The 20,674-nt window shown below is 71.0% G+C and carries 21 protein-coding genes; 14 read left to right on the top strand and 7 right to left on the bottom strand.

What is annotated here, in order from left to right; translation table 11 throughout:
• The first annotated feature begins 54 nt into the window (after positions 1–54).
• The 3 genes from ACFWX1_RS00355 to ACFWX1_RS00345 are packed head-to-tail and all read left to right on the top strand — an operon-like array spanning position 55 to position 3,256.
• A complete protein-coding gene (locus tag ACFWX1_RS00355) occupies positions 55–1,518 on the top strand; it encodes an aldehyde dehydrogenase (protein WP_378382625.1) in 1,464 nt (487 codons plus the stop codon).
• A gap of 2 nt (positions 1,519–1,520) precedes the next feature.
• Positions 1,521–2,411 carry a 3,4-dihydroxyphenylacetate 2,3-dioxygenase gene (locus ACFWX1_RS00350; protein ID WP_378382624.1) on the top strand — a complete coding sequence of 297 codons (891 nt, stop codon included), beginning with the start codon at positions 1,521–1,523 and terminating at the stop codon, positions 2,409–2,411.
• Positions 2,408–3,256 (top strand): fumarylacetoacetate hydrolase family protein, encoded by an 849-nt coding sequence (locus ACFWX1_RS00345; RefSeq protein ID WP_378382623.1) that lies wholly within the window; start codon positions 2,408–2,410, stop codon positions 3,254–3,256. Before ACFWX1_RS00350 ends, ACFWX1_RS00345 begins: the two co-directional genes overlap by 4 nt.
• 155 nt (positions 3,257–3,411) lie before the next feature.
• Here ACFWX1_RS00345 and ACFWX1_RS00340 read toward each other — a convergent pair whose 3' ends face one another.
• Positions 3,412–4,860: an APC family permease gene (locus ACFWX1_RS00340; RefSeq protein ID WP_378382622.1), complete on the bottom strand. Its 1,449-nt coding sequence runs from the start codon at positions 4,858–4,860 to the stop codon at positions 3,412–3,414.
• Between the two features lie 178 nt (positions 4,861–5,038).
• On the opposite strand from ACFWX1_RS00340, the gene ACFWX1_RS00335 reads away from it, so the two are divergent.
• Complete coding sequence (locus ACFWX1_RS00335) at positions 5,039–5,671, top strand: MarR family winged helix-turn-helix transcriptional regulator (RefSeq protein WP_378382621.1); 633 nt, start codon at positions 5,039–5,041, stop codon at positions 5,669–5,671.
• Between the two features lie 39 nt (positions 5,672–5,710).
• Here the strand turns inward: ACFWX1_RS00335 and ACFWX1_RS00330 are convergent, their stop codons facing one another.
• The 4 genes from ACFWX1_RS00330 to ACFWX1_RS00315 form a co-directional block, all read right to left on the bottom strand.
• Complete coding sequence (locus tag ACFWX1_RS00330) at positions 5,711–6,052, bottom strand: DUF3140 domain-containing protein (RefSeq protein ID WP_378382620.1); 342 nt, start codon at positions 6,050–6,052, stop codon at positions 5,711–5,713.
• Positions 6,053–6,328: 276 nt separating this feature from the next.
• The gene (locus ACFWX1_RS00325; protein ID WP_378382619.1) at positions 6,329–6,997 is read right to left on the bottom strand and encodes a phosphoribosyltransferase; all 669 of its coding nucleotides are present in this window, start codon (positions 6,995–6,997) and stop codon (positions 6,329–6,331) included.
• An 88-nt stretch (positions 6,998–7,085) separates the two neighbouring features.
• Complete coding sequence (locus ACFWX1_RS00320; RefSeq protein ID WP_378382618.1) at positions 7,086–7,727, bottom strand: dienelactone hydrolase family protein; 642 nt, start codon at positions 7,725–7,727, stop codon at positions 7,086–7,088.
• A gap of 14 nt (positions 7,728–7,741) precedes the next feature.
• Positions 7,742–9,031 carry an erythromycin esterase family protein gene (locus tag ACFWX1_RS00315; RefSeq protein ID WP_378382617.1) on the bottom strand — a complete coding sequence of 430 codons (1,290 nt, stop codon included), beginning with the start codon at positions 9,029–9,031 and terminating at the stop codon, positions 7,742–7,744.
• Positions 9,032–9,187: 156 nt separating this feature from the next.
• Between ACFWX1_RS00315 and ACFWX1_RS00310 the strand changes: the two genes are divergently transcribed.
• A complete protein-coding gene (locus ACFWX1_RS00310; protein ID WP_378382616.1) occupies positions 9,188–9,517 on the top strand; it encodes a hypothetical protein in 330 nt (109 codons plus the stop codon).
• 12 nt (positions 9,518–9,529) lie between these two features.
• On the opposite strand, the gene ACFWX1_RS00305 is transcribed toward ACFWX1_RS00310, so the two are convergent.
• Both ACFWX1_RS00305 and ACFWX1_RS00300 read right to left on the bottom strand, forming a co-directional pair.
• Positions 9,530–10,282, bottom strand: coding sequence for an aspartate/glutamate racemase family protein (locus ACFWX1_RS00305; RefSeq protein ID WP_378382615.1), 753 nt, complete (start codon positions 10,280–10,282; stop codon positions 9,530–9,532).
• 2 nt (positions 10,283–10,284) lie between these two features.
• Positions 10,285–11,319 carry a leucyl aminopeptidase gene (locus ACFWX1_RS00300; RefSeq protein ID WP_378382614.1) on the bottom strand — a complete coding sequence of 345 codons (1,035 nt, stop codon included), beginning with the start codon at positions 11,317–11,319 and terminating at the stop codon, positions 10,285–10,287.
• 90 nt (positions 11,320–11,409) lie between these two features.
• On the opposite strand from ACFWX1_RS00300, the gene ACFWX1_RS00295 reads away from it, so the two are divergent.
• From ACFWX1_RS00295 to ACFWX1_RS00255, 9 genes are all read left to right on the top strand, one after another.
• The gene (locus ACFWX1_RS00295; RefSeq protein ID WP_378382613.1) at positions 11,410–11,874 is read left to right on the top strand and encodes a MarR family winged helix-turn-helix transcriptional regulator; all 465 of its coding nucleotides are present in this window, start codon (positions 11,410–11,412) and stop codon (positions 11,872–11,874) included.
• A 195-nt stretch (positions 11,875–12,069) separates the two neighbouring features.
• The gene (locus ACFWX1_RS00290) at positions 12,070–13,338 is read left to right on the top strand and encodes an FAD-dependent monooxygenase (protein ID WP_378382612.1); all 1,269 of its coding nucleotides are present in this window, start codon (positions 12,070–12,072) and stop codon (positions 13,336–13,338) included.
• A 77-nt stretch (positions 13,339–13,415) separates the two neighbouring features.
• Positions 13,416–14,801, top strand: a complete 1,386-nt coding sequence (locus tag ACFWX1_RS00285) for an MFS transporter (RefSeq protein ID WP_378382611.1) — start codon at positions 13,416–13,418, stop codon at positions 14,799–14,801.
• 7 nt (positions 14,802–14,808) lie between these two features.
• The gene (locus ACFWX1_RS00280; RefSeq protein ID WP_378382610.1) at positions 14,809–15,660 is read left to right on the top strand and encodes an FAD binding domain-containing protein; all 852 of its coding nucleotides are present in this window, start codon (positions 14,809–14,811) and stop codon (positions 15,658–15,660) included.
• Positions 15,660–18,020 carry a xanthine dehydrogenase family protein molybdopterin-binding subunit gene (locus ACFWX1_RS00275; RefSeq protein ID WP_378382609.1) on the top strand — a complete coding sequence of 787 codons (2,361 nt, stop codon included), beginning with the start codon at positions 15,660–15,662 and terminating at the stop codon, positions 18,018–18,020. Before ACFWX1_RS00280 ends, ACFWX1_RS00275 begins: the two co-directional genes overlap by 1 nt.
• Positions 18,017–18,520 (top strand): (2Fe-2S)-binding protein, encoded by a 504-nt coding sequence (locus ACFWX1_RS00270; RefSeq protein ID WP_378382608.1) that lies wholly within the window; start codon positions 18,017–18,019, stop codon positions 18,518–18,520. The genes ACFWX1_RS00275 and ACFWX1_RS00270 overlap by 4 nt, the downstream gene beginning before the upstream one ends.
• Positions 18,517–19,158: an SRPBCC family protein gene (locus ACFWX1_RS00265; RefSeq protein ID WP_378382607.1), complete on the top strand. Its 642-nt coding sequence runs from the start codon at positions 18,517–18,519 to the stop codon at positions 19,156–19,158. Before ACFWX1_RS00270 ends, ACFWX1_RS00265 begins: the two co-directional genes overlap by 4 nt.
• Positions 19,151–19,795, top strand: coding sequence for an isochorismatase family protein (locus ACFWX1_RS00260; protein ID WP_378382606.1), 645 nt, complete (start codon positions 19,151–19,153; stop codon positions 19,793–19,795). Before ACFWX1_RS00265 ends, ACFWX1_RS00260 begins: the two co-directional genes overlap by 8 nt.
• 14 nt (positions 19,796–19,809) lie before the next feature.
• On the top strand, positions 19,810–20,643 hold the full coding sequence (locus tag ACFWX1_RS00255; protein WP_378382605.1) for an alpha/beta fold hydrolase: 834 nt from the start codon (positions 19,810–19,812) through the stop codon (positions 20,641–20,643).
• Positions 20,644–20,674 lie beyond the last annotated feature (31 nt).

The raw sequence follows: 20,674 nt of genomic DNA, 5'->3' as shown, positions 1-20,674 counted from the left end.
GACACGGCGATCGGTCCACGATTTTCGAGGGCTTTCGAGCTGGGAGGAGCCAGGATGACGCGCCAGCCGACGGTGGCAGGGGTGCCCGTGTCCGCCGACCACTGGATCGGGGGCCGCCGCGCCGCCTCCGCCGACCGGTTCACCGACGTCTCCCCCCTCGACGAGGCGCCGGTCGCCGAGATCGCGCGCGGCACCGCCGCCGACGTCGACGCCGCGGTGACAGCGGCGAGTACGGCGTTCGCGAGCTGGTCCCGCACCAGCCGCGAGGAACGCGCGAGCCTGCTGCACGCGATCGCCGACGGCGTCGAGAAACGCCTCGAAGACCTGGCGATCGTCGAGACCACCGACAACGGCGCGCTGCTGCGCTCGCACCGGCGCGGGGTGATGCCCCGTGTCGCGCACAACTTCCGGTTCTTCGCGAACTGGCTCGTCGACGAGCTGGACCAGCCAGATTTCGAGACACGTGGGCATCGCAACCACGTCTCGTGGGATCCGGCCGGGGTGTGCGCGCTCGTCACGCCCTGGAACGCGCCGCTGATGCTGGCCACCTGGAAGATCGCACCCGCGCTAGCCGCCGGGAACACCGTCGTGCTCAAACCCGCCGAGTGGACGCCGCTCACCGCGTCGCTCTTCGCCGACATCGCCGCCGAAGCCGGGCTACCCGACGGTGTGTTCAACGTCGTCCAGGGCTACGGCGCCGAAGCAGGTGCGGCACTCGTCGCGCATCCCGGCGTCCGGCGGATCAGCTTCACCGGTTCGGTGCCTACCGCGCGCACGATCGCGGCGTCCGCGGCGGCCAACCTCGTCCCGACGTCGTTCGAACTCGGCGGGAAGTCGCCGCTGCTGGTCTTCGGCGACGCCGATCTCGATCTGGCGGTGGATCTCGCCGTCGAGCAGTACGACAACGCGGGGCAGGTGTGCCTCGCCGCCGTCCGGCTGCTCGTCGAGGAGTCCATTGTGGACGAGTTCCGGGCCCGTTTCCTCGAACGTGCCGGGCAACTCCGGCAAGGTGATCCCTGGGACGAAACCACCGACCTCGGCCCGCAGGTCCACCGCCGCCAGTTCGAGAGGATCGACGGGTTCGTCCGCCGCGCGGTCGAGGCCGGGGCCGAGCCGCTGCTCGGCGGCGGCCCCAACACCGATCTCGGCGGTCTCTACTACCGGCCGACCCTGCTCACCGGTGCCGCGGAGGGCAGCGAAATCCTGACCGAGGAGGTCTTCGGCCCGGTCCTCACGCTCCAGACCTTCCGGGACGAGGACGACGCTGTCCGGCTCGCCAACTCCACCCGCTTCGGTCTCGCCGCGACGCTCGTGACCGGCGACGAGGCCCGTGCGGAACGGGTTTCGTCGCGGCTCGTCGCCGGGACGGTGTGGGTCAACTGCTTCTTCGTGCGTGATCTGCGTGCCCCGTTCGGCGGCTCTCGCGAATCCGGGATCGGCCGCGAGGGCGGCACGTGGAGCTTCGATTTCTACTGCGACGTGAAGAACAGCGTCTTCGCGCCGCGAGAGGGGAACTGACCATGGGAGAAATCGTCGGCGCCGGCCTGCTCTCGCACGTCCCGACCATCATGCTTCCGGAGAAGACCCGCCGGGAACTCAACAACGGCGCGGAAACCAGCCTCGTCCCCGGTCTGCGCCGGCTCCGCCGCGAGGTGTTCGACACGCTCGACTACGACACCGTCGTCGTCCTCGATTCACATTGGGCCACCACGGTGGAGTACGTCGTCACCGCGCAGCACCGCCGCGCCGGGCTGTTCACCTCCGAGGAACTGCCGCGCGGGATGTGCCGTATTCCGTACGACTTCCCCGGGGACCCGGAACTCGCGCGCGCGGTCGCCGCGCACGCCACGGAACAGGACACCTGGATCACCCCGATCGACGATCCGTATCTCCCGATCTACTACGCCACCGTGAACCCGTGGTCCTATCTCGGCGTGCCGGAGAAACCGTGGATCTCCATCGGTGTCTGCCAGACCGCCGACGCCGAGGACAACCTGAGGCTCGGCCGCGCGCTCGCCGCGGGCATCGCCGACACCGATCGGAAGGTCGTGCTGATCGCGTCCGGCGCGCTTTCGCACACGTTCTGGCCACTACGGGAACTGCGTGCGCACGAGGCGTCCGGCATCGAGCACATCTACACCCCCGAAGCCGCCGAAGCGGATCTCCAGCGCATCGAATGGTTCACCGCCGGGGACCACGCGAAGGTTCTCGACACGATGGACGAGTTCGCGCGGTTCAAGCCGGAAGCCGGGTTCGGGCACTACCTGATGATGGCGGGCGCGCTCGGCGAACAGGCGTGTGTCGCGCCTGGACGGTTGTATTCGGAGTACGAGAACTCCGTCGGCACCGGTCAGGTGCATCTCTGGTTCGACAGGCCCGCCACCGGCTGGACCCAGGAGGCCACGCGATGACCGAGTACCGCAGGATCCTGCTCGACGGCGCCGCGGTCGAGGTCGTCCGCGACGGCGACCGGCTCGTCGCCCCGGACGGGCGCGAGACCGGTGTCGACGAGGCGGTGCACCTGCCGCCGGTGGTGCCGTCCAAGATCATCGCCGTCCACCTCAACTACCACAGCAGGGTGACGGAGTTCCAGGGCAAGCTGCCGCCGGCACCGACGTACTTCCACAAGCCGACCTCGGCGCTCAACGCCCATGGCGGCGCCGTCGTCCGCCCGGAACGTTGCGAGTGGCTGAACTACGAGGGCGAGATCGCGATCGTCATCGGCCGCACGTGCCGCAACGTCTCCCCCGCCGAGGCGGGCGAGTACATCCGCGGCTACACCGTCGCCAACGACTACGGCCTGCACGACTTCCGCGACACCGACGCCGGTTCCATGTTGCGCGTCAAGGGATCCGACACGCTCTGCCCGCTCGGGCCCGGCCTGGTCACCGGCTGGGACTTCCGCGGCAAACGGATCCGCACCCTCGTCAACGGCGTCGTCGCGCAGGACGGCGACACCGCGGACATGGAGTGGGACATGCACTATCTCGTCGCCGACATCGCCCGCACGATCACCCTGTATCCGGGTGACGTCCTGCTGTCCGGGACCCCGGCGAACTCCCGCCCGGTGCGGCCGGGCGACGTCGTCGAGGTCGAGGTCGAGGGGCTCGGCACCCTGCGCAACCACATCGTGTCCGGCCCGGTCCCGATCCGGTCCGACGTCGGCGCTCAGCCGACCGAGTCCGAAGAGGTCCGGTCCACCGCGCTCGGCGGGGACTGGGAGTTCCGCGGCGTCCGGGCTCCCCGCCGTCCTTGAGTTTCTGTTCGCATGGAACGAAACCGGATAGTCCACTTCGGACTCAGTCGCCTATCGCAAGCTGTATAGGCCGTTATACACCCTTCGTGCTCAACGCCGTGAAGGCCCCCTTCACGGCGTTGAGCGCTGACAAGGGGGCCTTCACGGACCAGCCGCTAGTCTCCCGCCGCCGCGCCTCGGCCGATGACGGCGTACACGTCCGGCCGGGCAGCTCGTAGCCGCGCTCCCCAGGCGACGCCGGCGAGACCGGCCACGAGGATCAGTCCCGGCAGGATCCACCGCAGCGGCGATCCCGGGCCGGCGCCGAGCATGACGTCGAAGTTCACCAGAACGAGCACGAACAGGCCACCGAGCGTGAGCCCGGCCAGCCCCGGCGCGAGCAGCCGCTGGAGTGCCGAATGCCCGCGCGCGTCCCGCCGGAAGTAGCCGACGACCGCGAACGAGGTGAGCGCCATCAGCAGGATGACCCCGGCGGCGCCGACGTTGGTGAGCCAGGTGAACAGGTCCAGCACGGGGTCGCGGCCGGTGACGGCGAAGACCGCGAGTACCACGACCGCGACCGCTGTCTGGGTCAGCGAACCCGCGCGCGGGGCACCCGCGCGGGTCGTCGCGGACAGCCCGCGCGGCAGCACTCCTTCCCGGCCGAGGGCGAACAGGTAGCGCGCCACCGCGTTGTGGAAGCTCAGCAGCGCGGCGAAGAGGCTCGTCACGAACAACACCGTCGTGACGTCGGTGAAGATCCGGCCCAGCCGGGCCTCGCCGAGCGCGAACACCAGATTCGGGCCGTGCTGCCGGGCCTGCGCCACGACCTCGCCCTCGCCCGCCGCCGCGGCGATCGCCCACGCGCTCACGGCGTAGAACACACCGATGATGCTGACCGCGACATACGTCGCCCGCGCGACCGTCCGCTTCGGATCCCGGCATTCTTCCCCGTAGATCGCAGCGGATTCGAAGCCGACGAAGCTCGCGACCCCGAAGCACAGCACCGCGCCCACCCCGGCCACGAACAGGTGCGACGGCGCGAACCCGGCCGACGGCACCCCGCCCGGCCCCGGGGCCGCGAGACCCGCGACATCGAACACCGCGACCGCCGCCGTCTCCAGGATCAGCAACACGGCGAGCACGCGCGCGTTCAGGTCGACGCGGAGCACACCGAGCACCCCGACCACGACCACCGCCGCGAGCACCCCGGCCCACCACGGGACGCCGAGCCCGAAGTACGTCCGGCAGAGCTGGGCGCTCGCCGCCCCGAACATGCCGTAGATGCCGACCTGCATGGCGTTGTAGGCCACCAGCGCGACGAACGACGCGCCGACGCCCGCCGGCCTGCCGAGGCCGTGCGCGATGTAGGCGTAGAACGCGCCACTGTTGGCGATGTGCCTGCTCATCGCCGCGTAGCCGGCCGTGAAGACGATCAGCACGGCGGCCAGCACCAGATACGACAACGGGATGCCTTCGATCCCGGTGACCGCGTAGCCGGTGCTGATCCCGCCCGCCGCCACGGTGAGCGGCGCCGAGGCGGCGACAATGAAGAAGACGATGTCCGGCACTCCGAGCGGCCGGGAGCGCGGGGCGGGGTTTTCCGGGGAACGGGTGTCGGACACGGGCGACCTCCGGGAACGGGACGGACCGTTCGTTTGGCACCATACAGTCCGCAGGATCGTATGGGCCCAAACGTTATTGCACAAGGCACGATCCCGAAACGTCGCCGCGCCTGCCTGGACCCGGCCTGACGAGCAGGTACGCTGTCGCCCACTGGACCGATCGGGACACAGGTGACGCATGACCGGGTACTACACGCTCCGCGAGACCGAGAAGGCCGTGACAGCGCGGCTGGGCGGTCTGGAACTCGACTTCGGCGCGATGGCGGCGGTGTCGAACCTGCACCGCGCCGCCTCCGCGGTGCGCAACCACTTCGAGCAGTCCGTGCTGCGTGACGTCGACCTGACCTGGACCGGTTTCGTCGTCCTGTGGGTCGTGTGGATCTGGGAGGAGATGGAGACCAAGCATGTCGCGGAGGAGTGCGGGATCTCCAAGGGCACGCTCACCGGTGTCGCCAAGACGCTCGAATCACGGGGCCTGCTCGTGCGCACCGTCCCGCCGGACGACCGCAGGCTGTCGGTGCTCTCGCTCACCGCCCGCGGCCGCGAGCTGATGACCGAGTTGTTCCCCCGCTTCAACGCCGAGGAGAAGTTCGCGCTGACCGGCCTGAGCGACCGGCGGATCCAGGATCTGACCCGCACCTTGCGCCATATGGTCAAGCACATCGAAGAGACCGGCGAGGAGCGGGAAACGGAGGTGCGAGCGTCCATCTCGGACAGCAAGCTCCCCGGGCTCGCCGCGGACGGACGGCAGCCGAGGCCGGCGGGCACACGCCGTACCGACCCGCGCCGTCGCGCCCGCAAACCCGCCTGAACCGGCGGGCAGCCCGGCTGTCCCGCGTGGACAGTGGATTCAGGACACCGGGCGCAGCGGATCGTGCCCGAGTGACATGAGCCGGTGCCGCCAGTGCGCCTGTCCCGCGGTGGGCTCCAGGTCCGCGCGGCGTTCGGCACGCACCCGGTCGACGACCGCGCGCATCACCCGCTCGTCTTCGGCGGTCACGTCCCCCTTGCGTTTGCGGAGCACCTCCAGCACGTGCCGTCCGGTCGGCGTCCCCGCGCGGTCCGGCAGTTCCTCGGTCCCCTCGCCCGCCGACCGGGTACGCAGCCATTCGCTCAGCTCGTGCGAGGTCATGTTCACCACCTCGTGGAACTCGGCCCACAGCTGTTCGTCCACCTGATGTGCCGCGGCCATCGTCGGCCTCCTCTCCGTCGTAGCGGGTTCGTGCCGGTTACCCGGACACGGTGACGACGACACGTCGCGCCGGGTTTGGCCGCTCCCCCGGCGCGGTATCCGGGGCGTGCCCACCAAGCCGGACAAGGAGGAGCTCATGGTCCATCCCGTGCCGCCCCGGCCCGACCCGATGCGGCCGCCGCCGGAACCACCGCCGACACCGCCCGCTCCCGGGCCGCCGCGTCCGCCGATCCCGGAACCGGGACCGCTTCCCCCGCAGCCGGACCCGCCGCGCGCTCACCGCCGTTCGCGTGCCGCGTCGAGGACCGCCACCACTTCCTCGTCGGTGGTCTGACCGAAATCGTCATACCACTGGCCGACCGCGCGGAACTCCTCCGGCGCGGCCACGCAGACGACGTCGTCGGCCATCCGGTGCAAGGCCGCCATCGCGTCCGGGGCACACACCGGCGCGGCGAACACCAGCCTGCGCGGCCGCTCGTCGCGGACGGCGCGCAGGGCGGCGCGGGCGGTGACCCCGGTGGCGAGGCCGTCGTCCACGACGAGCACGTCCCGGCCGCGCCGCGGCTCCGGCACCCGGTCGCCTTGGTAGCGCGCGATCCGGCGCCGGGCCTCCGCTCGCTCGGCCGCACAGGTCTCCGCGAGGTCTTCGGTGGTCAGGCCGAGCGCGGCGAGGGTCCGCTCGTCGTAGGTCGGCGGGCCGTCCGGGGTGACCGCGCCGAGCCCGAATTCGGGACGGCCCGGCGCGCCGATCTTGCGGGCCACGGCCACGTCCAGCGGGGCGCCGAGCACGGCCGCCACCTCGTCGGCGACCGGGATCCCGCCGCGTGCCAGGCCCAGCACCACCGGATCGGACCACGGTCGTTCGCGCAGCAGCTCGGCGAGCCGCCGACCCGCGTCCCGGCGATCGGCGAACATCCGGGTGGCGCTGTCGCGGAGGAAACGCATGGGATCCGTCCTTCCTCGGACCGAGAGCGGAAACCGTCTCCTCTTCGGTTACCCGGCCGTACGGCCCGTCATGCGTGGCGCGCCCCGGTCAGCCGAGGTGGGCGGTGAACCAGGACGCGGCCGCTTCGGCGACGCGCTCGAGCGTGCCGGGTTCCTCGAACAGGTGCGTCGCCCCGGGGACGACCAGCAGTTCCCAAGGACCCGCCAGGCGTTCCCCCGCTTCTTCGTTGAGGCGCAGCACGGTCCGGTCGCGGGCGCCGACGATCAGCAGCACCGGGCTGGTGACCCCGGCCAGCGCGGGACCGGCGAGATCCGGACGTCCCCCGCGCGAAACGACCGCGCGTACCGCGTCCGGCCGCTCGGCCGCGGCACGCAGCGCCGCGGCGGCTCCCGTGCTCGCGCCGAACAGGCCCAGCGGCAGGCCGCGGACCGGGTCGTGCCGCGCGAGTTCGTCGATCGCGCGCACCAGCCGCCCGGCCAGGAGGCCGGCATCGAAGCGGAGCCGCCCGCCCGCCGCGTCCGCGGCTTCCTCGTCCCGGCTCAGCAGGTCGAACAGCAGGGTCGCGAACTTGTTGTCCTGCAAGGTTTTCGCGACCGCCTGGTTCCGCGGGCTGTGCCGCGAGCTGCCCGATCCGTGCGCGAAGACGACGACGCCGGCCGCGTCCGCCGGGACGGTGAGATCGCCCTGGACCGCCGTGGCCCCGTGGTCGATCGCGAAGGGCACGGTCATGCTTCTCCCTCCGTTCAGAGTCCGCTCGGGTAGGTCTGTTCCTCGGCGCCGCCCGGCTCCCCTGGGTGCAGGGGCGTGATGGCCGTGGTGACGTCGCAGTGCACGAAGGCGTCGTACCGGGCCGAAAGCGCCGTCGGCACGTAGCCGTCGGCCCGGTAGACGACGCCGATCGCCCGGTGCCCGCGGATGTCTTCGGCCCACCGGGAGTCCTCGCCGAACACGAAAAGGCTGTCGTGGCCGGGAATCGCGTCGTGCACCAGGCCCTCCGTGCTGTCCGGACGCGCCCCGGGGACCGGCAGCCGCCGTACCGGGCCGCCCCAGTGATCCGACGCGATGACGCTGCCGCGATAGGTGCCGAACCCGACCGCGATCACCCCGTCGGCGCGGTGCCGCTCCCGCACGAGCTGGCCGAGGTTCACCATGCCCGCCGCCGCCATGTCGGTGGCCCTGGCGTCCCCGACGTGGGTGTTGTGGGCCCACACCACGGCCTTCGCCCCGGGCCCGTAGGCCTCGGCGAGGCGGGTGAGGGTGTCGGTCATGTGGTGGTCGCGCACGTTCCACGAACGCGGTCCGCCCTGGGTCAGTTCGCGGTAGTACCGCTCGGCGCCGACGACGATCTCGGCGTTCTGCCGCGCGACGAACGCACGATCCAGCCCCGGTGCGCCACCCCGGCAGGCGTCCGCCCGCAGCTCGGCCAGCAGGCGGACGACCTCGCGGCGGCAGTTCTCCGGCACCAGCTCCGTCGCCCGCGCGTAAGCCCGCGAGCCCTCGCCATACGGCTCGAAGCAGCGGAACGCCTCCCGCGCGGCGCCGATCCGGCCGGGTGCGTGCTCAGTGAGGTAATCGAATACCGCGCGCAGCGATGCCCAGAGGCTGTACACGTCGAGCCCGTGGAAGCCGACCGGACGACGTCCCCCCTCGCGGTTGAACTCCCGCAGCCAGCGGGCGAACTCGGCGACCTCCTCGTTGGCCCACAGCCACGCGGGCCACCGGCGGAATCCCCACAGCACCTGCCACGGGTCCTTCGGCACACCGGGCGCGCCCGCCACACAGCAGTGCAGCCGGTGACAGTCCGGCCAGTCGCCCTCGACCGCGACGAACGAGAACCCGCGTTCGGCGATCAGCCGCTGCGTCAGTTCCGCGCGCCAGCGGGAGAACTCGGCCGTACCGTGGGTGGCTTCGCCGATCAGGACGTACCGGGCCGCGCCGATCCGGTCGAGCAGGGGATCGAGATCCCGCGGGCTGCGCAGCACGTGGGCGTCCTCGCGGATCCGGGTGACTTCGTCGACCGCGCTTCTCGGCATGCCGCCCGGATTCCCGCCGGGCCGGACGCTAAACGGACCCCCACCTGCGGAGACATACCGAGCGGATATGTCACACTACGCTCCGCCCCTGTGACCTGCGACAACGCGCCTCCGGCGGGTTTGCACACCCGCGTTACACGAGTCATGATGTCGAACATGAGTTCGACCGAAGACGGCGCGCGGCCCGCGGGGGCACGGCGTGTGCAGCCACCCCGGTGGGTGACCGTGGACCTGCCGCGGCTGTTCCCGCTCCCGGACCGCCACCGGCGGACGAACACCCCGGCGGGGCTGCAGACCGGGCACGAGATCACGGGCGAACTGGTCGGCTGGGCCCGCAACGCCGACGGCGCCTGGCTCGCGCTCGTGCGCTACCAGCTGCACACGGCCGACGAGAAGTGGCAGACGACGTTCACCCACTACATGCCGGCGCACCTGGTCCAGCCCGTCTCCCTGGTGCGCCGGCGCCGCGAAAGCTGGCGTGGCTGACGAGAAAGCGCTTCACAGATCGCCGCCGAGCAACCTCCCCGCGCCGGGAACGCGCTGGTCGAGCCCCAATTCTCCGAGGAGGGCGAAGGTCGTGGCGGTGGCGGCGGAGAGCACCGGCAGTCCCGAAGCGTCCTCGACCGCCTGGATCGCCGACAGCGACGGCATCTGCACGCACGCCGAAAGCACGATCGCGTCCGCGCGGGACACGTCGAGCTTGCGCCAGTGCTCACGCAGCTCGGCCGGATCAAGCCGGGCGACCGCGAGGTTGTCCGGCACTTCGAGGCTCAGCGTATCGACGACGTCGAAACCACCGTCCACTATGTACTCCGCGACCAGTTTCGTCAGCGGTTTCAGGTACGGCGTGACGATCGCGACGCGCCGAGCACCGAGCGCGGACAGGCCGGTCAGCAACGCGCCAGCGCTGGAGATCACCGGCGCCCCGGAACCGTTGTCCCGCAGCGCGTCGCGGATCTCGGTCTCGGCCGTGCAGTGATAGCCGGGCCCCTGCGCCATGATCGCCACGAGACAGGCGGAGGTGACGACGTCCGGCCGCGCGTCGGCGAGTTCGGCGGCGGCGCGCGGCGTCTGCGCGTTCATCGCGGCGAGCTGTTCCGGCGTCACGTGCTTCATCCGCATCCGGCTGCTGTGGAACACGAACCGGTCCTCCGGGAGGAGTTCCTCACGGGCGCGCAGCATCCGGGGCAGCTCGGTCTCCATGGTGAGGTTCGAGCTGGGCACGATCATGCCGATGTGGTGTTCGCGCACGCTCACCGCCGGGCCGCCGGGCGCATCTCCGGCACGGTCAGGTCGCCGTCGAGCACGATCGCCTCGTCGTCGAGGAACAGGCTGCAGCCGCGCATCGGGATGTCGAAGTGGCACGGGGTGTCGTTCGGGCCGCCGAGCTCGTTGTTCGGGCCGATCGAGAACATCACGTTGCCGTAGAAGGACCGCAGCTCCATACCCATCCCGCCGGGGAACTGCGTGAGCCCGTGCCAGTGCGCGCGTTCGTCGAGGCCCCAGCCGACGTGGGACATGCCGTAGCCGCGCGGGTCGTCGAAGGACTTGATGTAGGACGAGAGCAGCTCCGCGTCCAGCCCGCCGCGGATGTCGGTGACGAAACCCTTCTCGATGGTGAGGGTGACCGGGCTCTGGACGTAGGTGTTGAACGGCAGCAGCACGTCGCCGGGGGAAAGCACGATCGTGCCGTCGACGCCGTCGTCGGTGCCGCCGGTGAAGACGAACGCGGCGGGCCAGTGGTCCCAGCGGCCGGGGGTGTCGGTGTAGCCGTACTCGCTCAGCGTCGGGTAACGGCCCAGCTGGTAGGTGACGTCCGTGCCGTGTGGACTGGTGATCCGCATCGACGACGCCTTGGCCAGCAGTTCGGCGCCGACCTCGACGCGCTCGCGCAGTTCCTTGGTGGGCAGCAGCCGGGCCAGCAGTTCGGGTGGTTCGACGACGGTGAGGATGCGCGTCCCGGCGTCCTGGATGGCGAACTGCTCCTTGCTGAACAACAGGAAGGTCAGGTCGATCAGCATGTCGGTCTGCTTGAGCGCCTCGACCGCGACCGGGTTGGTGCCCAGTCCCGAATCGCCGACCGCCCAGGCACCGCCCGCCGCCGCGCGTGCCGGCGGGACCCGCAGGTGGAAGGTGTTCGCGCCGAGTTCCTGCGCGGCGAAGAGCGCGGCGTCCGCGTAGTCGGCGCGTTCCCCGCCCCGCGACAGCACCGACACGGTCTCGCCCTCGCGTACGCCGCTCAGAGTCAGCTGGCGCACGAAGATGTCGTTCAACTGGTTGTGGTCCATCGATCCTCCGCACGAATTAGTCCGGGCACTGACTATCTCTCCCGGCGGTGCGGAGGTCAAGGGGTGCACGGTCCGTGCTTAGCTGAAGACATGGCAGAACCCCTCGAAGCACCCAGCACCCCGGCCGCGCTGCTCGCCGCGCCCGGTTACGCGGCGCGGCGGCTCTACCAGGCCTATCTCGCCGCCTGGGTGCACACAGTGGACTCGACGCTGACCGGCCCGCAGTTCGCCGTGCTCACCGCCGTCGACTGTTTTCCCGGCGTGGACCAGGGTTCGCTCGCCTCGTCGGTGGCGCTGGACCGGTCCACGATGGCCGACGTGGCCAAACGCCTCGAGGAACGCGGCCTCCTGCTGCGCGAGCCCGACGCCGCCGACGGGCGCCGCAAACTGCTACGGCTGTCCGAGGCGGGCAAGGAGAAACTCACCGAGGTCGACACCCGCGCCCGGCGTCTCGACGAGCAGCTGCTCGACGGCTACTCCCCGCTGCGGCGCCGGATCCTGCTCGACGAACTCACCGCGCTCGCCGAACACTGGGAACGCCTCGCCGCCGACTGACCCGCCCCAGGCTCCGTGAAGGCCTCCTTCACAGCGCTCAAGGTAGGCAAGGAGTCCTTCACGGCGTTGAGCGCCGGTAAGGGGGCCTTCACGGCGTTGAGCCCGGAAGTTTGTTGTCCCCTCTTGCTTTTCCAGATCGTCCGTGTTCGGATTATCTCGTCCGAGACGCCGGGCACATCGGAAACAGGAGGAGCCGTGACCGCGAGCCAGTCCTACCGTGTCGTGATCGCCGGCGGCGGCCTCGGTGGCCTGACCGCCGCACTTTCCTTGCGGCACAAGGGACTTCAGGTCACCGTGCTGGAGCAGGCGCCGCAGCTGGGCGAGGTCGGCGCCGGCATCCAGACCGCGCCGAACGCGAGCCGGATCCTCATCGGACTCGGGCTGCTCCCCCGGCTGCGGGCCATCCGCACCGAACCGCAGGACCAGGTGCGCCGCCGCTGGCAGGACGGCAGCGTCATCGCCATGACCCCGCTGGGCGAGCGCTGCAAACGCGAGTACAACGCACCGTACTGGCACTACCACCGCGCGGATCTGCATCAGGCGCTGCTCGACGCGTGCCTCGATCCGGCGGGGCCGGGCCCGGTGGTGCGCATCCACACCGACGCCAAGGTCGTCGACGTCGACCAGGCCGACGAGACCCAGCCGACCGCTGTCACCGCGTCGGGTGACCGCTACGCCGCCGACGTGCTCATCGGCGCCGACGGTATCCGCTCGTCGGTGCGGGACGCCCTCGGTTTCCCCGACACGCTGGAGTTCTCCGGCGAAATGGCCTACCGGGCGCTGATCCCCGGCGGCAAGATCGCCGCCGACCCCGCGACCCGCTGGCTCGTCGACCGGTTCCAGAGCACCATCTGGTACGGCCCGGACCGCCATCTCGTGCACTACCTCATCCGCGGCGGGCAGTACCTCAACGTCGTCGCGATCGTGCCGTGCTCCCCCGAGATCGAGCGCGCCTGGTCGGGCCCCGCCTCGGCCGACGAGCTCGTGAACGCCTTCCCCGGCTGGGACGACCGTGTCGCGGCGATGCTGTCCAAGTCCGAAGGGGATGCCAGCGTGTGGGCGATGTTCCAGCGCCGCCGCGATCCCGTGTGGACGGACGGGCACGTCGCCCTGCTCGGCGACGCGTGCCACGCCATGTTGCCCTACCAGGCGCAGGGCGCTTCGCAGGCGATGGAGGACGCCGCCGTGCTCGCCGAGGAACTCGGTGCCGTGCCGGTCGACGGCGTCCGCGCCGCGCTGACCCGCTATGTCGCGCGCCGGGCCAAGCACGCCGGGATGGTGCAGGAGGCTTCCTTGCGCAACAAGGATTTCTATCACCTCCCGGACGGGCCGGAGCAGGCCGACCGCGACCGCAAGCTGCGCGACTTCAGCGGCGAATCCGATGTTTCGTACGACTGGCTCTGGCGCGGGACCCCGCTGCACGACAAGGATCTGGAGGCGTTCGACTACCAGTTCATCCGGTGACACGCCGGGCAAGGGGCGGCAAAGCGCAGTACCAGCACGGGGGCACCACCACTGCAGCATCACACCACGGAGGCGGCATGACCACCGGTGACGAGATAGTCCAGGAACTCCCCTGGCGCTGGCGGGTGCAGGGCAGGATCTTCCTCATCGGCGGGCTCGGGTACCTGTTCGACGCCTGGGACGTCGCGCTCAACGGGTTCCTCACCCCGCTGCTGGGCACCGAGTTCGGGCTGTCGCCCGGCGCGCGCGGCCTGGTCGCGAGCGCGAACCTGATCGGGATGGCCGTCGGCTCGGTCGCCTGGGGCACGATCGCCGACCGGATGGGCCGCAAACGGGCCTTCGCGATCACGTTGCTGATCTTCTCGGTCTTCTCCGTGCTCGGCGCGGCGGCCCCGAGCTTCTGGATCTTCCTCGTGCTGCGCTTCGCCGCGGGGTTCGGCCTCGGCGGCTGCATCCCGGTCGACTACGCGCTCGTCAGCGAGTTCTCGCCACGGAAACAACGCGGCCGGGTATTGGCCGCGATGGATCTCTGGTGGCCGATCGGCGCGACGCTGTGCGGCCTGAGCGCGACCCTGCTGGTGCCCTTGTCCGGCAACTGGCGCTGGATGCTGCTGGTGATGATCCTGCCGGCGCTGCTGTTGTTCTGGGTCCGCCGCGGTGTCCCCGAATCACCGCTCTACCTGGTCCGCATGGGACGGGAGCGCGAAGCGCGCGAGGTCATCGACAAGCTCGTCGCGGACACCGGCGCGCCCGTGCGGCCGTACGAAATCCCGGCGCCGCCCGAGCGCATCCGGGTCGGTGCGTTGCGGGGCGCCCTCGCGCAGTTGCGCACCGTGTGGTCGTTCGACTGGCGGATCACGTCGGTGGCGTGGGCGACCTTCATCACGATCATGCTGCTCTACTACGCCGCGCTGAGCTGGATGCCCTCGATCCTGCGCACCCAGGGCCACGGTGACGCCGCCGCGTTCGCCGGGACCACGGTGATGAGCGGGCTGGGCATCGCCGGCGTCGTCGTCTCGGCCGTGCTGGTGGACGTCGTCGGCCGCAAGTGGGTCATCGGGATCTCGGCGCCGCTCGCCTCGGCCGCGCTCGTCGGGTTCGCGCTGGTGCTGAAGGTCGGCGGCGGCACGCTGGTGTGGCTGGGCGTGTTCGGTTTCCTCGTGCAGGTGGCGATCCCGGTGCTCTACGCCTACGTCGCCGAGCTGTACCCGACGACGCTGCGGGCGAGCGGGTTCGGCTGGGCGTCCGCGTCGAGCCGGGTGGTCACCGGGTTCGCGCCGCTGCTGTTCGGCAGCGTGCTGTGGCCGACGCTGGGGCTGCCGCTGACGTTCACCGTGCTCGGCGTGGTCGTCGTGGCGGCCGTGCTGTGGATGGCCGCGGCGGCGCCGGAGACCAAGGGCAGGCAGCTCGACCACCTGTCCCCGGAAACCCCGAATCCCGCGTCCGCCGCCGTCGTGGAATAGGAGGACAATGAAGCCCGCTTCGTTCAGCTACCACCGTGCCCGGGACGTTCCGGGCGCGACGCGGTCCCTCGCCGAACTCGGCGGCGAGGCCAAGATCATCGCCGGCGGTCAGAGCCTGGTGCCGATGATGAACTTCCGCCTCGCCCGGCCCCGGCACCTGGTCGACATCGGCGGCCTGCGCGAGCTGCGGTACCTGCGCACCGCCGACGACGGACTGCACATCGGCGCGCTCACCACGCACCACGACGTCGAGACTGCACCGGAATCGGTGACCGGCCCGGGGTTCGCGGTGCTGCGAGAGGGGATGCGCTGGCTCGGGCATCTGCCGATCCGCACCCGCGGCACGATCGGCGGGAGCCTCGCGCACGGCGACGCGACCGCGGAGTGGGGCCTGCTGACGGTGTTGCTCGATGCCCGCGTCGTCGCCGAGAACAGTGCCGGACGGCGGCGCGTGATCCCAGCGGGCGAACTGTTCCTCGGGTTCTTCACCACCACGCTGGAGCACGACGAACTCATCGTCGAAGTGATTTTCCCGCGCCGGGCACCGCACGCGGCGATCACCGAATTCGCCCGGCGCCACGGGGATTTCGCGACGGTCGCGGCCGCGGTGTCGCTCGATGTCTCCGACGGGACAGTCCACAGTGGACGTGTCGTGCTGGGCGGCGTCGCCGAGGTGCCCTGCCGCAGTGCGGCGGCCGAGGCGGTGCTGGCCGAGGGCGGTCCCGAGCTGTTCGAGCGCTGTGCCGAAGCCGCGGCCGAGGCCATCGATCCGCCGTCGGACGCGAACGGCAGCGCGGATTACCGCCGTGCGCTCACCCGCGAACTGGTGGCTGCGGCTTGCGCGAAGGCGGCGTCCTGATGACCGCGGAGCCGACGTTCACCGCGGCCGGGAAGTGGGTCGGCGCCTCGGTGCGCCGCAAGGAGGATCCGCGGCTGCTGTCCGGCAGGGGCCGGTTCGTCGACGACCTGCACCTGCCGCGGATGCTGCACGCGCAGTTCGTCCGCAGCACGATCGCGTCCGGCTCGATCGTGTCGGTGGACCTCGACGCCGTCCGCGACATCCCCGGCGTCGTGGCCGCGTTCACCGCCGCCGACCTCGGCCTCGCCGACATCACCGCGATGCTGGACCGGCCGCGCGAGGAGTTCGTCCCGACCGCGATGCCGGTGCTCGCCCGGGATCGGGTGCGGTACGTCGGCGAGCCGATCGCCGTCATCGTCGCCGAAGATCCTTACGCCGTCGAGGACGGGCTGGAGGCGGCGAAGGTCGTCTACGATCCCGGAACGCCGGTGGTGTCCGACGAGCAAGCGCTTTCACCCGGCGCTCCCCTGGTGCACGACGAAGCCACCGCGAACACGCTCGTGGACGTCTCGATGTTCGCCACCGAAGGCATCGACGACGTCTTCGCCACGGCACACCAGGTCGTCCGGGTGCAGGCCAAAACCGGGCGCCAGAACGCGCTTCCGCTGGAGACGCGTGGCGCCGTCGCGATGTGGGACGACCGGGCCGGGCAGCTCGTCGTGCACACCTGCACCCAGGTCCCGCATCAGGTCCGCACGGTGCTGGCGGCCTGCCTCGGGCGCGACGAGCGGACCGTGCGGGTGGTGGTGCCCGACATGGGCGGCGGGTTCGGGCAGAAATGCGTGGTGGGCCGCGAGGAGATCGCCGCCGCGGCTGCCGCGCTGCGGCTCGGACGGCCGGTGAAGTGGATCGAGGACCGCAAGGACGCGCTCACCGCGTCGTTCCTGGCCCGCGAGCAACGTTACGACGCGCGGGCCGCGTTCGACGCCGAGGGCAGCATTCTCGGGCTCGACGTCGAGATCGTCTGCGACATGGGCGCGTACTCGTGCTATCCGTTCACCGCGGGGATCGAGCCGCTGATGGCTTCGGCCGAGATGCCCGGCGTCTACCAGGTCCCGGCCTACCGTGTCCGCGCGCGGGCCGTGACGACGAACAAGGCCCCGACGGCACCGTATCGCGGGGTCAGCAGGCCGCAGTACGTGATGGTGATGGAGCGGCTCTTCGAACGTGCCGCGCGGGAACTCGGCCTCGACCCGGTGGAGATCCGGCGCCGCAACGTGATCACGCGATTCCCCTACACCGGCGTCAATCTGATCACCTATGATCCCGGGTCCTATCTGGAATCGTTGAACCTCTGCGAGAAGATCCTCCGCGACGAAGGCTGGTACGACCGGCGCTCGTCCTCGGATGGCGTACTGGGCATCGGATACGCGTGTTTCAGCGAGCGCACGGGCTACGGCTCCGACGCGTTCGCGAAGCGCAAGATGACCGTGGTGCCCGGCTACGACATCGCCGAGATCCGGATGGACACCACCGGTTCGGTCGTGGTGACCAGCGGGACGATGAGCCACGGGCAGAGCCACGAGACGACGATGGCGCAGATCGTCGCCGACGAACTCGGCCTCGGGTTCGACCGCGTGCAGATCGTGCAGGGCGACACCGACCGGATCACCTACGGCTGGGGCACCTTCGCCAGCCGGTCGATCACCATCGGCGGCAGCGCGGTCGCGCTCGCGGCCACGAAGCTCGGCGACAAACTGCTGCTGCTCGGCGCGCATCTGCTCCAGGCGCAGCCCGACGACGTCGAGCTGGACCACGGTTTTGTGCGGCTGCGGTCGGATCCGTCGCGGCGACTGTCCTTTGCGGACATCGCCGATGTCGCGTATCTCAAGGCGCATCTGCTGCCAAAGGAGGCCGACCCCGGGCTGTCCGCGACGGCGTCGTTCGACGTCGCCGGGGACGGGACGTTCTCCAACGCGACGCACGGCGTGGTCGTCGAGCTGCATCCGGGCACCGGGCGGGTCGAGATCCTGCGGTACGTGTGCGTCGAGGACTGCGGCGTCGCGATCAATCCCCAGATCGTCGACGGGCAGGCGCGCGGCGGGATCGCGCAGGGCATCGCCGGGGCGTTGTTCGAGGAGGTCACCTACGACGTCAACGGCGAGCCGTCGTGCGCGAGCTTCATCGACTACCAGGTGCCGACCGCCGCGGAGATGCCGGACATCAGCGTGCACCATCTGGAAACGCCGTGCGCGTTCACCCGCAACGGCGCCAAGGGCGCGGGCGAGGGCGGCACGATCGGCGCGCCGGCGGCCGTGCTCAACGCCGTCAACGACGCCCTGCGCGGCGCCGGCGTCGAACTCGACAACACCCCGATCACCCCGGAGACCGTGCACCGGGCTTTGCGAGGAAACCGATGAGCGAGCGCTACCTGATCACGTTGACCGTGAACGACACCGAACACGAGCTGCTCGTGGACGCGCGGCGCACGCTCGTCGACGTCCTGCGGCACGACCTGGAGCTGACCGGCACGCACGTCGGCTGCGAGCACGGCGTCTGCGGTGCCTGCACGGTGCTGCTCGACGGGGCACCCGTGCGGGCCTGCCTCGTGTTCGCGGTGCAGGCCGAGGGTCGTGCCGTGCGGACGGTGGAATCCCTTGCGGTGGAAGGGGAACTGAACGATCTGCAGCGGTCGTTCGCCGAGCACCACGGCCTGCAGTGCGGGTTCTGCACGCCCGGTTTCCTCATGCTCGCCGAGGCCCTGCTTGCCGAAAAACCCGAGGTGGGCAAGGCGGAGATCCGCGAGACCGTGGCGTCGAACCTCTGCCGCTGCACCGGATACCAGACGATCGTGGAGGCGATCGACGACTGCGCGGCCCGCCGCCGGGCCCGGCTCGCGCCGGAAGGGAGCACCCGATGATCCTGGACCACGAAGTCGCGGTCGCGGCCCCGCCGGAGGCGGTCTTCGCCGCGCTCACCGACGTCGGGCGGGTCGTCCCGTGCCTGCCGGGCGCGGCGATCGAGGGCAGTGACGGGGACACGCACCGCGGCCGGGTGCAGGTCAAGGTCGGCCCGATTTCCGCCGCCTACCAGGGCACCGTGCGGTTTCTCGAGGTCGACGAGCGGCGCCGGTACCTGCGGTTGCAGGCCGCGGGCGCCGACGTCCACGGCAGCGGGGACGCCGAAGCGCAGGTCGAGGTCACGGTGGCCGAATCGCCGGACGGCGCGGTGCTGCGGCTGACCACGGATCTGCTGATCCGCGGCAAGATCGCGCAGTTCGGCAAGGGCGCGATCGGCGCGGTGGCGGGCAAGCTGCTCGGCCAGTTCGCGGTCAATCTCGCGGGGCTGCTCGACCCCGCGCGCCCTGCCACTCCCCCGGCCGCCGCAGCGTCGCCATCGGCACCGCCCGCTCAGTCCGAATTGGACGGACTCGCCCTGGTACTCGGCCCGGCGGCGAAGTATGCGCCGATGATCGGCGCCTTCGCCCTCGGTCTTTTCCAGGGCTGGCTGCTCGGAAAGCTGCGCGCGCAGTCGAAGGAGCTGAAGCGCCGTGGGTGATCATGGACAGTCCACACTGGACGCCTACGAGCGCGCGGGTTTCGGCGCCCAGGTGCGGCGGGGCAGCCGTCCCGCGCTCGTCGTCGTGGATCTGACCCGGGGGTTCACCGAACCGGAGTTCCCGACCGGCGCGGATCTCACCGACGTTGTCGCCTCGACCGGCGCGCTGATCGAGGCCGCTCGTGCGCGGGAGGTCCCGGTGGTCTTCACCGCGATCAGCTACACCCCGGCCGAGGCCGACGGCGACGCGGTGACGTGGCTGCACAAGGCGCCCGGGATGCGCTCGCTGCGCGAAGGCAGTGACGCCGTCGCACTCGATCCCCGACTCCCCTGCGCTCCCGAGGATCACCTGATCCTGAAGAAGGGCGCGTCGGCCTTCTTCGGCACCGGGCTCGCCGCGCTGCTGACCGGGCTGGGCCGCGACACCGTCCTCGTGTGCGGCGCGACGACCAGCGGTTGTGTGCGCGCCACCGCCGTCGACGCCGTGCAGTCCGGTTTCGGCGTGCTCGTCCCCCGCGCGTGCGTCGGCGACCGCGCCGCGGGCCCGCACGACGCCGCGTTGTTCGACATCCAGGCCAAGTACGGCGACGTCATCGATCAGTCCGACGCGCTCGCCTACCTCACCAGTCTCGCCTGACCAGGAGTCTTCGCATGCGTACGCTCAGCCAGCCCGCCCTCGCCGATCTCGCCGACGTCCCGGCGCTCAGCCGCTGGGTTCGCTCCGGCGAGTTGCGGCTGCACGTGCTGGACTACGGCGGCGACGGCGTCCCGCTCGTGGTGCTGCCCGGTATCACCAGCCCGGCGATCACGATGGACTTCGTCGCGCGGCGGCTGACGTCCGTGGCTCGCCCGATCGTCGTCGACGTCCGGGGACGCGGGCTCTCCGACTCCGCCGCGACGTACACATTGGACGACTACGCCGACGACACCGAAGCCGTCGTCACCGGGCTCGGCCTCGATCGCCCGGTGCTGTTCGGCCACTCCATGGGCGCGCGGATCGCCGCGGTGACCGCCGCCCGGAAATCGTTGCCCCTGCGCGGAAGTGTCCTCGTCGACCCGCCGCTGTCGGGCCCGGATCGCGGCCCCTACCCGACGTCGCTGGCGGTGTTCGAAGAGCAGCTCGCGCAGGCACAGCGCGGCACCACCGCGGACGAGGTGGCGTTGTCCTGGCCGCGCTGGCCGCGTCGCGAGCAGGAGCTGCGGGCCCGGTGGCTCGCCAGCTGCGACGCCGAGGCGATCGCGGCGACGCACCGGGGTTTCGAGACCGACGACTTCTTCGCGGTCTGGCCCTCGGTTCCCGCCCCGGTCGCGTTGCTGCACGGCGCGGACAGCCCCGTCGTCCCGCCCGAAGGCGTCCGCGAGCTGGCCGCGTCGAATCCGTCGGCGCGGCTGTTCGAGGTTCCCGACGCCGGGCACATGGTCTTCTGGGACAACCCCGGCCCCGCCCTCGCCCTGCTGCTCGACGCCCTGGCCGCCGTGAGCTGAAGGGGACTTTCCTCGCATCGCATGCGAGGAA

The sequence above is a fragment of the Amycolatopsis sp. NPDC059021 genome (assembly GCF_042739895.1).
Classification (GTDB): domain Bacteria; phylum Actinomycetota; class Actinomycetes; order Mycobacteriales; family Pseudonocardiaceae; genus Amycolatopsis.
This window is presented reverse-complemented; position numbering and strand designations above follow the sequence as displayed.

What these genes read in the sequence shown, in the direction of transcription:
- ACFWX1_RS00355 (WP_378382625.1), top strand. Translation starts at nt 55, where the DNA reads ATGACGCGCCAGCCGACGGTGGCAGGGGTGCCCGTGTCCGCCGACCAC.
- ACFWX1_RS00320 (WP_378382618.1), bottom strand. Translation starts at nt 7,727, where the DNA reads ATGACCGTGCCCTTCGCGATCGACCACGGGGCCACGGCGGTCCAGGGC.
- ACFWX1_RS00350 (WP_378382624.1), top strand. Translation starts at nt 1,521, where the DNA reads ATGGGAGAAATCGTCGGCGCCGGCCTGCTCTCGCACGTCCCGACCATC.
- ACFWX1_RS00275 (WP_378382609.1), top strand. Translation starts at nt 15,660, where the DNA reads ATGACCGCGGAGCCGACGTTCACCGCGGCCGGGAAGTGGGTCGGCGCC.
- ACFWX1_RS00270 (WP_378382608.1), top strand. Translation starts at nt 18,017, where the DNA reads ATGAGCGAGCGCTACCTGATCACGTTGACCGTGAACGACACCGAACAC.
- ACFWX1_RS00335 (WP_378382621.1), top strand. Translation starts at nt 5,039, where the DNA reads ATGACCGGGTACTACACGCTCCGCGAGACCGAGAAGGCCGTGACAGCG.
- ACFWX1_RS00265 (WP_378382607.1), top strand. Translation starts at nt 18,517, where the DNA reads ATGATCCTGGACCACGAAGTCGCGGTCGCGGCCCCGCCGGAGGCGGTC.
- ACFWX1_RS00285 (WP_378382611.1), top strand. Translation starts at nt 13,416, where the DNA reads ATGACCACCGGTGACGAGATAGTCCAGGAACTCCCCTGGCGCTGGCGG.
- ACFWX1_RS00300 (WP_378382614.1), bottom strand. Translation starts at nt 11,319, where the DNA reads ATGGACCACAACCAGTTGAACGACATCTTCGTGCGCCAGCTGACTCTG.
- ACFWX1_RS00280 (WP_378382610.1), top strand. Translation starts at nt 14,809, where the DNA reads ATGAAGCCCGCTTCGTTCAGCTACCACCGTGCCCGGGACGTTCCGGGC.
- ACFWX1_RS00345 (WP_378382623.1), top strand. Translation starts at nt 2,408, where the DNA reads ATGACCGAGTACCGCAGGATCCTGCTCGACGGCGCCGCGGTCGAGGTC.
- ACFWX1_RS00255 (WP_378382605.1), top strand. Translation starts at nt 19,810, where the DNA reads ATGCGTACGCTCAGCCAGCCCGCCCTCGCCGATCTCGCCGACGTCCCG.
- ACFWX1_RS00315 (WP_378382617.1), bottom strand. Translation starts at nt 9,031, where the DNA reads ATGCCGAGAAGCGCGGTCGACGAAGTCACCCGGATCCGCGAGGACGCC.
- ACFWX1_RS00295 (WP_378382613.1), top strand. Translation starts at nt 11,410, where the DNA reads ATGGCAGAACCCCTCGAAGCACCCAGCACCCCGGCCGCGCTGCTCGCC.
- ACFWX1_RS00325 (WP_378382619.1), bottom strand. Translation starts at nt 6,997, where the DNA reads ATGCGTTTCCTCCGCGACAGCGCCACCCGGATGTTCGCCGATCGCCGG.
- ACFWX1_RS00310 (WP_378382616.1), top strand. Translation starts at nt 9,188, where the DNA reads ATGAGTTCGACCGAAGACGGCGCGCGGCCCGCGGGGGCACGGCGTGTG.
- ACFWX1_RS00330 (WP_378382620.1), bottom strand. Translation starts at nt 6,052, where the DNA reads ATGGCCGCGGCACATCAGGTGGACGAACAGCTGTGGGCCGAGTTCCAC.